The organism is Lelliottia sp. RD5 (assembly GCF_056032945.1).
On the sequence record NZ_JBVYHQ010000001.1, the window covers coordinates 1,528,618 to 1,542,247 of the forward strand.

Sequence of the window (13,630 nt, forward strand, 5' to 3'; positions counted from 1 at the left end):
ACAGGCACGAATTACGCTTCGCTCATTCCCCTGATTCAGGACGATCAGCGTAGCGCAATCCGTTAAAAATTATGACTGAATAAATTTCAGTAAGTCTTCATTGATCTGGTGTTTATGCGTGGTGCAAATCCCGTGCGAACCGCCCTCGTACACCTTGAGCTGGGAATCCGGCAGGATCTCTGCCGCCACTTTCCCGCAGGTTTCAAACGGCACGATTTGATCGTCATCGCCATGTATCACAAGCGTTGGGATGGTCATCTTTTTCAGATCTTCCCGCAGGTCGGTTTCCGAAAATGCCTTGATGCAGTCATATAGCCCTTTAATCGATCCCTGAAGCCCTTGCTCAACAAAGCTTTCCCGGACCGCTTTAGACTCTTTCGCACCCGTGCGGTTATAACCATAAAAGGCCGCAGTCAGTTCATAAAAGAACGCTGCGCGATCGTTGATTACGCCTTCCCGAATACCATCAAACACCTCTTTCGGCACCCCATTTGGGTTGAAATCGGTTTTGATCATAATCGGCGTCACCGCGCTAATCAGCACGGCTTTTGCGACCCGTTCAGTTCCATGCCGACCAATATAGCGCGCCACTTCGCCGCCGCCGGTGGAGTGACCGACATGCACCGCATCGTTAAGATTCAGATGCGCGGTCAGTTCTGCCAGATCGTCAGCGTACTGATTCATATCGTTCCCATCCCAGGTCTGGGCAGAACGACCGTGCCCACGCCGATCGTGTGCGATCACGCGAAATCCTTTCGACCCCAGATACAACATTTGATCTTCAAAGGCATCCGCCGTTAATGGCCAGCCATGACTAAATACAATGGGCTGCCCGCTGCCCCAGTCTTTGAAATGCAAATAACTGCCGTCTTTCAAGGTAAGTTTGTCGTAATCGCTCATGAGATCTCCTGAATGGAACACCGTGTGCAGATCGTCGCCCGTAAAAGGGCGCTTAAAAAGCATACTGCAAATCTGAGAACGATCACGTTTTTCGCCAAAAATTCATCTGCGCGATGAATGTGACATTCATCACTTCAAACTTCGGTGTTCAGCCAGTATCATCAGGAGAGATAAAACCCTCGCTGCCATACGGCGAGGGTTTTCTTTTGGATTGGTTTCTGCGCGACACGCAGCACTAAAGACATGGAGTAATAAATGTCCAGACCCACCCTCATTATCAATGAACTTGATGCAGAACGTATCGACCGTCTGCTGGAGAAACCCGCGTTCGCGTCGCTGCCGATTGCGGATGCGCTGAACGACGAACTGGACCGCGCGCAAATGTGTACGGCAGAGTCGATGCCGCATGACGTCGTCACCATGAACAGCCAGGTGAGATTCCGCGATCTCACGTCCGGTGAAGAGCACACCCGCACGCTGGTGTATCCTGCGCAGATGACCGACAGCAGCACTCAGCTCTCCGTTCTCGCGCCCGTCGGTGCCGCGCTCCTTGGCCTGCGCACGGGTGATACCATCCACTGGGAACTGCCAGGTGGTGCATCGGCACACCTTGAAGTGCTGGAACTGCTCTACCAGCCAGAAGCTGCCGGCGATTACCTTCGTTAATCCCATCTGAATAAGCGTTAACCGCTTTGCCCAGAGGATGCGTCCGCATCCTCTTTCCGAAAATCACCCTTTTTTCCTATGGCGCGCCAAATCCCCTTAATCCAGGCTTAATCCGTTTCAGTGCCGCGGGGACGGTCATGAATGAGATACTGGGCATATCGCTGGTATATTTCATTTTTTTGGCGATTATCGTCACGGCCGTGCTTTATCTTGAACGCTACTGGTAGACCGTATACCGCTCATTTCTCCGCAAAGTTAAGTCAATAAACGCCAAAACGTGAAAAACTGCCTGACAGATAGCAGAAACAAATAATATTTTATGTTTGAATGTTTTCAGCGTTTATAAACAAGGAGAAACGGGTATGTATCAGACAATCATTATGCCGGTTGATGTTTTTGAAATGGAACTGAGCGACAAGGCCGTGCGCCACGCCGAATTCCTGGCGCAGCAGGACGGCATCATTCATCTTTTACACGTTTTGCCAGGCTCTGCCAGCCTGAGTCTGCACCGCTTCGCCGCCGACGTGCGCCGCTTTGAGGAGCATCTGCAACGCGAAGCAGAAACCCGCCTGCAAACCATGGTGGGGCATTTCAGCATCGATCCGGCGCGGATTAAAACCCATGTGCGGTTTGGTAGCGTTCGCGACGCGGTGAACGAAATGGCGAACGAACTCAAAGCCGACGTGGTAGTGATCGGTTCGCGCAATCCTTCTATCTCCACCCACCTGCTGGGTTCGAATGCCTCCAGCGTAATCCGCCACACGCATATCCCGGTGTTGGTCGTCAGATAACGCGCATAAAAAACCCCGCTTTCGCGGGGTTTTTATTTTTGCAGGTGTAGCCTTACTTTCTTTTGTTATGCTGTTTTGGTGCGAATCAGGTAATCAAACGCGCTGAGAGACGCTTTCGCCCCTTCGCCCGTCGCGATAATAATCTGTTTGTACGGCACGGTCGTACAGTCACCCGCAGCAAAGACGCCTTTCACGCTGGTTTCACATTTGGCATCAATCATGATCTCGCCCATGCGGTTGCGCTCAATCGCGCCTTCCAGCCAGGTGGTGTTTGGCAGCAAACCGATCTGCACGAAAATGCCTGACAGCGCCACGTTGTGCACATCACCGCTGACGCGGTCACGGTATTCCAGACCGGTCACTTTACTGCCGTCGCCTTTCACTTCCGTGGTCTGAGCATTCAGTACGATATCGACGTTTTTCAGGCTGCGGACTTTATCCTGCAATACCTGGTCGGCTTTCATTTCAGGGGCAAATTCCAGCAGCGTGACGTGCTCAACGAGCCCCGCCAGATCAATTGCCGCTTCCACACCGGAGTTACCCCCGCCGATCACCGCCACGCGTTTGCCTTTAAACAGCGGGCCGTCGCAGTGCGGACAGTAGGTCACGCCTTTGGTGCGATACTGATCTTCTCCCGGCACGTTCATATTGCGCCATTTCGCACCCGTCGCGATGATCACGCTTCGCGCTTTTAGCACCGCACCGGAGGCCGTTTCAATCTGGTGTAAGCCGCCTTCTGTCGCAGCCGGGACCAGTTTGCTGGCGCTTTGGCTGTCGATGACATCGACATCGTAATCATCGACGTGCGCTTTCAGTGCGCCCGCCAGCTTTTGGCCTTCGGTTTTTGGCACGGAAATGTAGTTTTCGATATCTACGGTATCCAGAACCTGGCCACCAAAGCGCTCGCCCATCAGGCCGGTACGAATCCCTTTACGTGCCGAGTAGACCGCTGCCGCAGCACCCGCAGGGCCGGAACCGACAATCAGCACGTCGTAAACATCACGCTTGTTGAGTTCTTCCGCCGCGCGCTTTTCAGCACCGGTATCAATTTTGGCCACGATTTCCGTCAGCGTCATACGACCCTGACCAAACTCTTTCCCGTTCACGAACACCGCCGGAACGCCCATCACATTACGATCGGTGATTTCATTCTGGAACACGCCGCCGTCAATCGCAGTGTGCTTAATGCGCGGGTTCAGCACGGCCATCAGGTTCAGAGCCTGCACCACGTCCGGGCAGTTGTGGCATGACAGCGAGTAGTAGGTTTCAAACTCAAAATCACCGTTGATATCGCGGATTTGCTCCAGCAGCGTCTGCGCTTCTTTCGATGGGTGACCACCGGTCCACAGCAGCGCCAGCACCAGCGACGTAAATTCATGCCCAAGCGGAGAACCGGCAAAGCGCGGTCCCTGGTCTGAGCCTGGATTGGTAATCAGGAATGACGGCTTACGCACCGCCAGGCTGTTGTCTTCTTTAAAGGTCACTTTAGGTGACAGTTCGGCGATTTCCGCCAGCAGTTCCTTGATTTCTGCCGATCTGGCGCTGTCATCCAGCGTGGCAATCAACTCAACAGGTTTGGTCAGTTTCTCAAGATAGGCCTTGAGCTGGGTTTTCATGTTGGTGTCGAGCATCGTTAATCTCCTGCTTTACGCTTCCTCATTTAAGCCGCCTCTTACTGGCGACCGCCCGCCGCGATGCGGCTTAAATGAGATTGCGTAATGAAATTTGAAAATCGGGTGCAAGATTTTGCACCCGATAAAGCATACTTTTTTCAATGGATTTCGCGTCAGAGCAAGGCGGCTAGCCTCAGTATCCCCGGAAGCTGACACAAGTCAGTGACCGGGGTGAACACAGACGCTGCCAACGCAGCACTGGCGCGATAACCGAAGAAAATGTATTTCCCTAAGTATTTCGTGCCAGAGCAAGACGGCTAGCCTGAGAATCCCCGGGAGCTGACACAGGTCAGTGACCGGGGTGAACAGGCGCTGCCAACGCAGCACTGGCGCGAAAGACGACGGGAAATTAGATTTTGCCGACCAGGTCCAGAGATGGCGCTAAGGTCGCATCACCCTCTTTCCATTTCGCCGGGCACACTTCGCCTGGGTGAGACGCAACGTACTGTGCCGCTTTGATTTTACGCAGCAGGTCAGACGCATCACGGCCGATACCTTCAGCGGTAACTTCGATGGCCTGGATGATGCCCTGCGGGTCAACAACGAAGGTTGCACGATCTGCCAGACCTTCATCTTCACGCATGTTGTCAAAGTTACGGGTCAGGGCGCCAGTTGGGTCGCCGATCATCGCGTATTTGATTTTGGCGATGGTGTCGGAGCTGCCGTGCCATGCTTTGTGAGTGAAGTGGGTGTCAGTGGAAACGGAATAAACGTCCACGCCCAGTTTCTGCAGTTCGTCGTAATGATCCGCTACGTCGCCCAGTTCGGTCGGGCAAACGAAGGTGAAGTCAGCTGGATAGAAGAAGAACACACTCCAGCGGCCTTCGGTGTCTTTCTCGGTGACTTCGATGAATTCGCCGTTTTTGAACGCCTGGTTTTTGAAAGGTTTAATTTTGGTGTTAATCAAGGACATCTGTACTTCCTCCGTGTTTTCGTTGAGAGCTAAGGTAACGAACTTCATCTGATGGAGCCAATGCGTTTACCGTATCAAATCAATCAGCGATACCTTACAACCCGACCATCACTTGCCTTGACGGTGCTTTTCGGTCTGCAAAACGTAAAAAGGCCGCCTCAACGGGCGGCCCTGTTACCTGAACGTCCCGCAGGTCGATTCAGTGCCAGATAACCTGGCGATGCGTTGCGCTCTACAGGACCTTAGCCGATCCGTTACAGCAACGTGATTACACCACCCGCGCGAGCGTTGGGCAATGCGCAGCAGCGGCATTCGTGCCTATGGCTGCGATAGGAATTGCCTAACTTTTTTGGATAAATCCATTAAGACGATATCCTGTGACAATATTAATCTTCATTAAATAAATTTAATTCAGTAATAAAAAATAAATTAGTCATTAATATAAATTATTATAAAAACAAAACTATCAATCAAAACTCAACGCTCACCCCCTCAAAATAAAAAATCCATTTTCTAAAACCGGCACGATAAAAACTGACAAGCCCCACAGAATTTTTATTTATGTAAAACTTTATCCCTCACCCCAAAGGGAATTGCTTTAGAATTGCACAATGCGCTGCATTAAATATATGCATTCCGATATATACTCAAAATGAGATTCACCATGTCAATATATAAATACCCACTGGATCTGAACGTTCTGGATGCCGCAAAAGAACGCATCGGATGGGCACTGGAAAATTTACCTCACGTTTGCGTCTCTTTTTCCGGAGGCAAAGACTCCACCATCCTGTTGCATTTGACCGCACAAATCGCGCGGAAGCAGAAACGTAAAATTAGCGTCTTATTTATCGACTGGGAGGCGCAATTTTCCTGCACCATTCACCATATCGAAAACATGCGCGCGCTGTACCGCGATGTCATCGACCACTTTTTTTGGGTCGCTCTGCCGCTCACAACCCAAAACTCGCTTTCACAATTCCAGCCCGAATGGCAATGCTGGGAACCCGGTACTGACTGGGTTCGTCAACCGCCTGAAGACGCCATTACTGACCCTGGCTATTTTGATTTTTACCAGCAAGGAATGACTTTCGAAGCGTTCGTCAAAGGATTTTCAGGCTGGTTTGCGCAAAAGCGCCCGGCAACGGTGATGATTGGCATTCGTGCAGATGAATCCTATAACCGTTTTTTGGGCATCGCGAACGCGCGTAAAAAGCGGTTTGCGGATGATAAACCCTGGACCACCGTCGCGCCGGGCGGCCATGCCTGGTATATCTATCCGCTTTATGACTGGAAAACGGCCGACATCTGGACCTGGTTTGCAAAAAGCGGCTGCTGCTATAACCCCTTATACAATCTGATGTATCAGGCAGGCGTGCCGCTGCGCTATATGCGTATTTGCGAACCTTTCGGCCCTGAACAGCGCCAGGGCTTGTGGCTCTATCATGTGCTCGAACCGGAACGCTGGGCAGCCATGTGCGAACGCGTTAGCGGCGTCAGAAGCGGCGGTATTTACGCGGGTCACGACAACCATTTTTACGGCCATCGAAAAATCCTCAAACCTGAACATTTGTGCTGGAAAGAATACGCCATGCTCTTACTCAACAGCATGCCGCACGTCACCGCCGAACATTATCGCAATAAAATCGCCGTCTATTTGCACTGGTATAAAAAGCAAGGCATGAGCGATATTCCTGATACCCAGACGGGTGATATTGGCTCCACTGATATTCCGTCCTGGCGCCGAATTTGTAAGGTACTTCTTAATAATGATTACTGGTGTCGGGCCCTCTCTTTCAGCCCAAATAAACCAAAGCATTACCAACGCTACAGTGAACGGATCAAAAATAAACGCAAGGAGTGGGGGATTTTATGCAACAACGATTAATTCATGACGTGCAAAATTATTTGCAATCACTTTCTGAAGACCAGCGAATTGAGGCAATCAACGCTTTTCGCCAGGCGATTCATGAACTCAGCCCTTTTCGGGAGCAGCCCGTTGATTGTGTGCTGTGGATTAAACAGGACGCTATTACCGCTAACGATTACAACCCCAATAATGTTGCGCCGCCGGAGAAAAGACTGCTCTGTAAATCACTGGAGCTGGATGGATTCACGCAGCCCATCGTGGTCACCGAAAACGTTCCGCATCATTACGAAATTGTGGATGGATTTCATCGACATGAAATTGGCACTCACCGTGCGGCTTTGAAGCGCCAGCTGAAAGGCTATTTACCGGTGACCTGCCTGCGCAAAGAGAGAAAGGACAAAATTGACCGGATGGCCGCGACCATTCGCCATAACCGCGCGCGGGGACGCCACCAAATAAATGCCATGTCCGAGATTGTACGTGAGCTGGTATTACTCGGTTGGGACGAAACCAAAATCGGGACGGAGTTGGGCATGGACAGCGATGAAGTGTTGCGTCTGAAGCAAATCAACGGCCTGCTGGAGCTGTTTGCAGACCGTCGTTTCTCAGAAGCCTGGACCGTCAAATAGTCAGAGCGTATTCAGACGCTCTGCCGCGGCTAACAGCGTCGATTCCTGCTTCGCAAAACAGAGACGAATCAGTTTATGTGGGAACGGATCGGCGCAAAACACCGATAACGGAATGGCGGCCACGCCCGCCTCTTTGGTGAGCCACTGACAGAAACTCACGTCATCCAGATCGGAAATGGCGCTGTAATCTGCCAGCAAAAAGTAGGTCCCCTCGCAGGGCAAAATCTCCAGACGGCTCGCGCCTAACGCGTTCACAAATAGATCGCGACGGGCGCGATAAAATTCCGGTAACTCACGATAATGTTCCGGCTCGGCGCGGAGCATATCCGCCAGCGCCAGCTGCGCCGGAGTATTCACCGCAAACGTCAGATACTGATGCACTTTGCGCAGTTCCGCGCTAATAGCGGCGGGAGCAACGCAATACCCCACTTTCCAGCCGGTCATGTGATAGGTTTTGCCAAAAGACGAAACGGCAATCGCGCGCTCGCGCAGCTGCGGATGCGCCAAAACGCTGGCGTGTCCCTCTTCGGCAAAACAGATATGTTCGTAAACTTCATCGCTCAGGACATAAATTTCGTGTTCAGCAATCGCTTCCCACAGCGCAGCAAAATCCGCTTTTCGCCAGACCGTGGCCGACGGATTGTGCGGCGTATTCAGGATCACCAGACGGGTTTTGTCGCTGAGTAACGCCGCAAACGCCTGCCAGTCAGGACGGAAATACGGCGGATGCAGCGCAATACGTTTTACCACACCGCCCGATAATTCAATCGCTGGCGCATAGCTGTCGTAGCTCGGGTCAAAGCAAATCACCTCATCACCCGCCCGCACCAGCGCCGTAATCGCCGCGTATAACGCTTCCGTCGCTCCCGCCGTAACGGTCACGTCGCTGTTGGCGTCCGGTTTGTAGCCGTACAGTTCCTGCGTTTTATCGGCAATGGCTTCACGCAGCGGCTGCGCGCCCGTCATGGGAGCATATTGGTTAGCGCCCTGTGCAACGTGATACGCCAGGCGTTGCTGCAAATAGGTTGGCCCGTCAAAATCCGGAAATCCCTGCGACAAGTTAATGGCGTTATGCTGCTGCGCCAGCGCACTCATTTGCGTGAAGATCGTGGTGCCAAGGTTGGGAAGTTTGCTCTTCAGAATCAACGGGTTATTGCTCATGGTGTCATGCCTGCGTGTAATACTTATGTTGCTGACACTATAACACGATGTTAGTCTTTGGCAATCAAGACGCTTAGACGTCTAAATCATATCAATATTCCTGACCGACAGAGGGAAAAGGAAAATGACAGACAACCTGCAACTCACGCAACTGGTCGACGCCTGCCGCTGGATTGGCGCAAAAGGCTGGGCTCCCGCGACGGGCGGAAACATGTCGATTCGCCAGGACGACACCTTTTGCTGGCTCAGCGAATCGGGCAAAGACAAAGGCAGCCTGACCATTGACGATTTCCTGCAAGTGAACATCGCCAGCAACCGCGCGCCGTCTGGCCGTAAACCTTCGGCAGAAACCGGGCTACATACGCTGATTTACCGCCTGTTTCCTGAGGCCAACGCGGTGCTGCACGTTCATACCGTCAACGCCACCGTACTCTCGCGCCTGGTGAAAGAGGCAGAGCTGCATCTCATCGGGTTTGAGATGCAAAAATCCCTCGCCGGACAAAGCACGCACCTGGACACGGTGACAATCCCGGTTTTTGATAATGACCAGGATATTGATGCTCTCGCGTCGCGAATTGCCCATTACGCGCAAGAACGCCCCTTTAATTATGGTTTTCTTCTGCGCGGTCATGGCTTAACCTGCTGGGGACGCGATGTGGCAGAAGCCCGCCGTCATCTGGAAGGTTTAGAATTCTTATTTGAATGCGAAATGCGTTTACGACAACTGGAGAAAATATGATTCGCGCGATTGTGACGGATATTGAAGGCACCACCAGCGATATTCGTTTTGTGCACAATGTGTTGTTTCCCTACGCGCGTGAGCGGCTGGCGGCATTTGTCACCGCCCAGCAATACGCCGAGCCGGTGAAATCCATTCTGGACAACTTGCGTGATGAAATCGCTGCGCCGCACGCCACGACGGGTGAGCTGGTCGACGCGTTGTTTTCCTTTATGGACGAAGATCGTAAATCCACGGCATTAAAAGCGTTGCAGGGAATTATCTGGCAGGACGGATACGTCAACGGCGATTTTACCGGTCAGCTTTATCCGGACGTTTTGCCTGCGCTCGAAAAATGGAAGGCACAAGGCATTGATCTCTATGTTTATTCCTCGGGGTCTGTTGCCGCGCAGAAACTGTTATTTGGCTACAGCGACGAAGGTGATATTACTCATCTGTTCAGCGGCTATTTTGATACCCGCGTCGGCGCCAAGCGCGACGTTCAGTCTTATCAGAACATTGCGGCGCAAATCGGCGTATCGCCTTCGCAAATCCTGTTCCTCTCGGATATTCATGAAGAGCTGGACGCGGCTGAACAGGCCGGTTTTCGCACCCTGCAGCTGATTCGCGGCGATGAGGACGGCGCAAGCCATCACCATCAGATCCACCAATTCGACGAGATTAATCCGGAGCAGATCCCTTCATGAGCGCATTGACCATTTATTCGGAAACAAAAACCCGTGAGCCGCTGTGGCACAGCACCGACGCCGCAGACATTGCCGATAAGCTCAACGCACGCGGCGTGCGCTTTGAGCGCTGGGAAGCCGACCGCGATCTGGGTCAGGATCCGGCAGCGGAGACGGTGATCAACGCTTATCAGCACGCCATTGATAAGCTGGTAGCCGAAAAAGGCTATCAAAGCTGGGATGTGATCAGTCTGCGCGCGGACAACCCGCAGAAAGAGGCACTGCGCGCCAAATTTCTTAACGAACACACTCACGGTGAAGACGAAGTGCGCTTCTTCGTGGAAGGTGCCGGACTTTTCTGCCTGCATATCGATGACCAGGTTTATCAGGTGCTGTGCGAGAAAAACGATCTGATTTCTGTTCCTGCGGGCACGCCGCACTGGTTTGATATGGGTTCAGAGCCGAACTTCACCGCGATCCGTATTTTCGATAATCCGGAAGGCTGGATTGCGCAGTTTACCGGGAGTGAGATTGCGCAGGGATATCCGCGTCTGGCGTGATGATGTGCCGAAGAACAGAGGCAGCCGTCGTGCTGATTTCGCTCACTTTACGTTCCTCATTTCTCTGTCGCCGACAGACCCCGTGAACACGCCAGGGTGGCGGTTGAGCCCCCCTGGCAATTCTGACTTTTTTACAGAGGCACAATTCCCTCGTCAGTTCGCAACCAGCGCGGTGCAGGGATACAGGATCGCGCCCGGCCCGTCAGCCGTAAGGAAAAAGCCGAAAGCACCGCGAAGCGGCGATTTTCTTGCCGGAAGCCGGGGTCGCCAGGGTGGTTGCGATTGAGCCACCCTGGCACGTTCACAAGTTCCGGTGGCCGCAGAGAAATCAGATACGTAAAGTGAACGGAATCCCCCTCAGAGCCGCATATTCCCCTTTCCCTGCAATGGCCAAAGCCCCCTTAACACGTTCACGGCTTCCAGTGGCCGCAAAGAAATCAGAAACGTAAAGTGAACGGAATCAGCACCAGAGCCGCATGTTCCCCTCACCCTTTCGCCATGGGAGAGAGCGGGAGTGAGTACATCAGACCGCCATGCCGCCAAAAATCCCCTTTTCAACTTCTTCTGGCGTCACCACGCCCGTATCCAGCACCCACCCGCTAATCAGCGCCGCAGGCGTCACGTCAAACGCTGGGTTATACACCTGCGCATTTTCCGGTGCCCACTGCACCGCACCAAAACTGCCCGCCACGCCGGTCACTTCACGGGCATCGCGCTGCTCAATCGGGATGGCATCCCCGTTGGGACAGTTTGGATCCAGCGTCGTCTGCGGGGCGGCCACATAAAAAGGAATGCCGTGGAATTTCGCCAGCACCGCCAGAGAGTAGGTGCCGATTTTGTTCGCCACGTCGCCGTTGGCGGCAATCCTGTCCGCGCCGACCCACACCGCATCGACCTGCCCTTTCGCCATCAGGCTGGCGGCCATTGAATCGGTGATCAGCTGGTACGGCACGCCCAGCTCGCCCAGCTCCCACGCGGTCAGCCTGCCGCCCTGCAACAGCGGACGCGTCTCATCCACCCAGACATTTGCAATTTTTCCCTGCTGATGCGCAACGGCAATCACCCCCAGCGCCGTCCCCACGCCCGCCGTCGCCAGCCCGCCGGTGTTGCAGTGGGTCAGCAACCGGCTGCCCGGTTTCACCAGCTGGCTTCCCGCCCGCGCAATCGCATCGCAGAGCTGCTTATCCTCCTCAATCAGACGCAGCGCCTCAGCCACCAGTGCCGGAACAAAATCTTCCTGCCATAACGCCTGCTTCATCCGATCGAGATTGTTCATCAGGTTGACCGCCGTCGGGCGCGAGGCGCGCAACGTGTCCAGCGCCGTCGCCAGCTCGTCGCGGCTGTGACCGTTTTCCGCTAACAGCGCCAGCAGCAGGCTTGCCGAAAGTCCGATCAGCGGTGCGCCGCGTACGCGCAGCGCGTGAATGTGTCCCACCAGAGCTTCAACGGTGGATGCATCCAGCCAGCGTTTCTCCTGCGGAAGCGCCTGTTGATCGAGAATAAAGAGCTGATTATCCGCCACCCGCAGGCTGGTCGTCTGTAATGTCTGCATGTCGTTAATTCTCTGTTGCGTTGATGTATCACATTGTGTCAGGATAAAATTCAGATGTATAGACGTCTAAATGTCTTTATTACCAGAACCCATGAGGAACACGCAATGTCGCAATACCGTACCTTTACCGCCCAGGATGCCGTGGAGTATGCAAAGCAGTTCGGCGGCCTCGATAACCCATCATCGCTGGTAGAGGCGCAGGAGATAGGCGACGGCAACCTCAATCTGGTGTTTAAAATTTTCGACGCCCAAGGCGTAAGCCGCATCATCGTTAAGCAGGCGCTGCCTTACGTGCGCTGCGTTGGCGAGTCATGGCCGTTAACCCTGGACCGCGCGCGTTTAGAGGCGCAAACGCTGGTTGAACATTACCAGCACAGCCCGCAGCACACGGTCAAAATCCATCATTACGACCCGGAACTGGCGGTGATGGTGATGGAAGATCTCTCCAGCCATAAAATCTGGCGCGGCGAACTGATTAGCGGCGTGTATTATCCGCAGGCCTCACGTCAGTTGGGTGAATATCTGGCGCATACGCTGTTCCACACCAGCGATTTTTATCTGCATCCGCACGCCAAAAAAGCGCAGGTAGCAAAATACATTAACCCGGAAATGTGCGAGATCACCGAAGACCTGTTCTTCAACGACCCGTATCAGATTCACGAGCGCAATAATTATCCGGCTGAACTGGAGGCTGACGTCGCCGCGCTGCGCAGTGACGATCAGCTGAAAATTGCTGTTGCCTCTTTGAAGCACCGTTTCTTCTCGCAGGCCGAAGCGCTTCTGCACGGCGATATCCACAGCGGCTCTATTTTTGTTGCCGAGGGCAGCCTAAAAGCGATCGATGCCGAGTTCGGTTATTACGGCCCGATCGGTTTTGATATCGGCACGGCTATCGGTAACCTGCTGCTGAACTTCTGCGGCCTGCCGGGGCACTTGGGGATTCGCGATGCCGCGGCCGCCCGCGAGCAGCGTCTGGCTGATATACAGGAACTGTGGAATACCTTTTCTGAACGCTTCCAGGCGCTGGCGACCGAGAAAACCCGCGATGCGGCGCTGTCTGCGCCGGGTTACGCCTCGCAGTTCCTGAAAAAAGTCTGGACCGATGCGATCGGTTTTTGCGGTACGGAGTTGATTCGCCGCAGCGTGGGGCTGTCGCACGTCGCGGATATCGATACCATCAAAGACGACGCAATGCGCCACGAATGCCTGCGCCACGCCATTACGCTTGGCAGAGCGCTTATCGTGATTGCCGACAGAATTGATAGCGCGGAGGCGCTGGTGGCGAGGGTTCGTCAATACAGCTAAGTGCCCGGAATTTTCCATCCACTCTTTTTCAGCTATGCCTTTGCATAGGCAAGTGGCAAAGCAAAAGCGACCTCCTGGTCCGGCTGTAAATCGCCGAGTCGTTGACTGTAGGCCGGGGCGACGCGCATGGATGCGCGGCGAGGGCGCATTTACAGGGACGTTACAGCGCCCGTCCCCGATGGCCGGAGGGAATAAGACGAGGGCAC

14 protein-coding genes are annotated in these 13,630 nt (G+C 53.6%); 9 read left to right on the forward strand and 5 right to left on the reverse strand.

The features are described from left to right. Positions 1–69: 69 nt before the first annotated feature. Complete coding sequence (locus AC0LWE_RS07665) at positions 70–900, reverse strand: alpha/beta fold hydrolase (RefSeq protein ID WP_219346888.1); 831 nt, start codon at positions 898–900, stop codon at positions 70–72. 255 nt (positions 901–1,155) lie between these two features. Here AC0LWE_RS07665 and rnk point away from each other — a divergent pair, with 255 nt between their 5' ends. The 3 genes from rnk to uspG all read left to right on the forward strand — a co-directional run bounded on the left by rnk (position 1,156) and on the right by uspG (position 2,357). Next, on the forward strand, positions 1,156–1,566 hold the full coding sequence (gene rnk, locus AC0LWE_RS07670; protein WP_131489542.1) for a nucleoside diphosphate kinase regulator: 411 nt from the start codon (positions 1,156–1,158) through the stop codon (positions 1,564–1,566). Positions 1,567–1,703: 137 nt separating this feature from the next. Beyond that, a complete protein-coding gene (gene yldA / locus AC0LWE_RS07675) occupies positions 1,704–1,793 on the forward strand; it encodes a small membrane protein YldA (protein ID WP_273542855.1) in 90 nt (29 codons plus the stop codon). Positions 1,794–1,928: 135 nt separating this feature from the next. Beyond that, entirely contained in the window at positions 1,929–2,357 is a 429-nt protein-coding gene (uspG, locus tag AC0LWE_RS07680) for a universal stress protein UspG (RefSeq protein WP_059178678.1), read from the forward strand. 65 nt (positions 2,358–2,422) lie between these two features. Here the strand turns inward: uspG and ahpF are convergent, their stop codons facing one another. Beyond that, positions 2,423–3,988, reverse strand: a complete 1,566-nt coding sequence (gene ahpF / locus AC0LWE_RS07685; RefSeq protein WP_202694207.1) for an alkyl hydroperoxide reductase subunit F — start codon at positions 3,986–3,988, stop codon at positions 2,423–2,425. A gap of 391 nt (positions 3,989–4,379) precedes the next feature. Next, entirely contained in the window at positions 4,380–4,943 is a 564-nt protein-coding gene (gene ahpC / locus AC0LWE_RS07690; RefSeq protein WP_059178680.1) for an alkyl hydroperoxide reductase subunit C, read from the reverse strand. Between the two features lie 664 nt (positions 4,944–5,607). Here ahpC and AC0LWE_RS07695 point away from each other — a divergent pair. Both AC0LWE_RS07695 and AC0LWE_RS07700 read left to right on the forward strand, forming a co-directional pair. Then, positions 5,608–6,831 (forward strand): phosphoadenosine phosphosulfate reductase, encoded by a 1,224-nt coding sequence (locus AC0LWE_RS07695; protein WP_216981724.1) that lies wholly within the window; start codon positions 5,608–5,610, stop codon positions 6,829–6,831. Next, positions 6,816–7,442, forward strand: coding sequence for an IbrB-like domain-containing protein (locus AC0LWE_RS07700; protein ID WP_219346889.1), 627 nt, complete (start codon positions 6,816–6,818; stop codon positions 7,440–7,442). The genes AC0LWE_RS07695 and AC0LWE_RS07700 overlap by 16 nt, the downstream gene beginning before the upstream one ends. Here the strand turns inward: AC0LWE_RS07700 and AC0LWE_RS07705 are convergent, their stop codons facing one another. Then, on the reverse strand, positions 7,443–8,603 hold the full coding sequence (locus tag AC0LWE_RS07705; protein ID WP_219346890.1) for a pyridoxal phosphate-dependent aminotransferase: 1,161 nt from the start codon (positions 8,601–8,603) through the stop codon (positions 7,443–7,445). Positions 8,604–8,727: 124 nt separating this feature from the next. On the opposite strand from AC0LWE_RS07705, the gene AC0LWE_RS07710 reads away from it, so the two are divergent. Genes AC0LWE_RS07710 through AC0LWE_RS07720 form a run of 3 tightly spaced genes read left to right on the forward strand, consistent with a single transcriptional unit; the run spans position 8,728 to position 10,567 of the window. Beyond that, complete coding sequence (locus AC0LWE_RS07710; protein WP_202694211.1) at positions 8,728–9,342, forward strand: methylthioribulose 1-phosphate dehydratase; 615 nt, start codon at positions 8,728–8,730, stop codon at positions 9,340–9,342. Beyond that, a complete protein-coding gene (gene mtnC / locus AC0LWE_RS07715; RefSeq protein ID WP_219346891.1) occupies positions 9,339–10,028 on the forward strand; it encodes an acireductone synthase in 690 nt (229 codons plus the stop codon). Before AC0LWE_RS07710 ends, mtnC begins: the two co-directional genes overlap by 4 nt. After that, complete coding sequence (locus tag AC0LWE_RS07720) at positions 10,025–10,567, forward strand: 1,2-dihydroxy-3-keto-5-methylthiopentene dioxygenase (protein ID WP_219346892.1); 543 nt, start codon at positions 10,025–10,027, stop codon at positions 10,565–10,567. Before mtnC ends, AC0LWE_RS07720 begins: the two co-directional genes overlap by 4 nt. A gap of 523 nt (positions 10,568–11,090) precedes the next feature. On the opposite strand, the gene mtnA is transcribed toward AC0LWE_RS07720, so the two are convergent. Beyond that, positions 11,091–12,119, reverse strand: coding sequence for an S-methyl-5-thioribose-1-phosphate isomerase (mtnA, locus tag AC0LWE_RS07725; RefSeq protein ID WP_219346893.1), 1,029 nt, complete (start codon positions 12,117–12,119; stop codon positions 11,091–11,093). A 105-nt stretch (positions 12,120–12,224) separates the two neighbouring features. Between mtnA and mtnK the strand changes: the two genes are divergently transcribed. Beyond that, positions 12,225–13,424 (forward strand): S-methyl-5-thioribose kinase, encoded by a 1,200-nt coding sequence (gene mtnK / locus AC0LWE_RS07730; protein ID WP_219346894.1) that lies wholly within the window; start codon positions 12,225–12,227, stop codon positions 13,422–13,424. Positions 13,425–13,630 lie beyond the last annotated feature (206 nt).

What these genes read in the sequence shown, in the direction of transcription:
- ahpC (WP_059178680.1), bottom strand. Translation starts at nt 4,943, where the DNA reads ATGTCCTTGATTAACACCAAAATTAAACCTTTCAAAAACCAGGCGTTC.
- AC0LWE_RS07710 (WP_202694211.1), top strand. Translation starts at nt 8,728, where the DNA reads ATGACAGACAACCTGCAACTCACGCAACTGGTCGACGCCTGCCGCTGG.
- AC0LWE_RS07665 (WP_219346888.1), bottom strand. Translation starts at nt 900, where the DNA reads ATGAGCGATTACGACAAACTTACCTTGAAAGACGGCAGTTATTTGCAT.
- ahpF (WP_202694207.1), bottom strand. Translation starts at nt 3,988, where the DNA reads ATGCTCGACACCAACATGAAAACCCAGCTCAAGGCCTATCTTGAGAAA.
- rnk (WP_131489542.1), top strand. Translation starts at nt 1,156, where the DNA reads ATGTCCAGACCCACCCTCATTATCAATGAACTTGATGCAGAACGTATC.
- mtnA (WP_219346893.1), bottom strand. Translation starts at nt 12,119, where the DNA reads ATGCAGACATTACAGACGACCAGCCTGCGGGTGGCGGATAATCAGCTC.
- AC0LWE_RS07720 (WP_219346892.1), top strand. Translation starts at nt 10,025, where the DNA reads ATGAGCGCATTGACCATTTATTCGGAAACAAAAACCCGTGAGCCGCTG.
- uspG (WP_059178678.1), top strand. Translation starts at nt 1,929, where the DNA reads ATGTATCAGACAATCATTATGCCGGTTGATGTTTTTGAAATGGAACTG.
- mtnK (WP_219346894.1), top strand. Translation starts at nt 12,225, where the DNA reads ATGTCGCAATACCGTACCTTTACCGCCCAGGATGCCGTGGAGTATGCA.
- AC0LWE_RS07705 (WP_219346890.1), bottom strand. Translation starts at nt 8,603, where the DNA reads ATGAGCAATAACCCGTTGATTCTGAAGAGCAAACTTCCCAACCTTGGC.
- AC0LWE_RS07695 (WP_216981724.1), top strand. Translation starts at nt 5,608, where the DNA reads ATGTCAATATATAAATACCCACTGGATCTGAACGTTCTGGATGCCGCA.
- yldA (WP_273542855.1), top strand. Translation starts at nt 1,704, where the DNA reads ATGAATGAGATACTGGGCATATCGCTGGTATATTTCATTTTTTTGGCG.
- AC0LWE_RS07700 (WP_219346889.1), top strand. Translation starts at nt 6,816, where the DNA reads ATGCAACAACGATTAATTCATGACGTGCAAAATTATTTGCAATCACTT.
- mtnC (WP_219346891.1), top strand. Translation starts at nt 9,339, where the DNA reads ATGATTCGCGCGATTGTGACGGATATTGAAGGCACCACCAGCGATATT.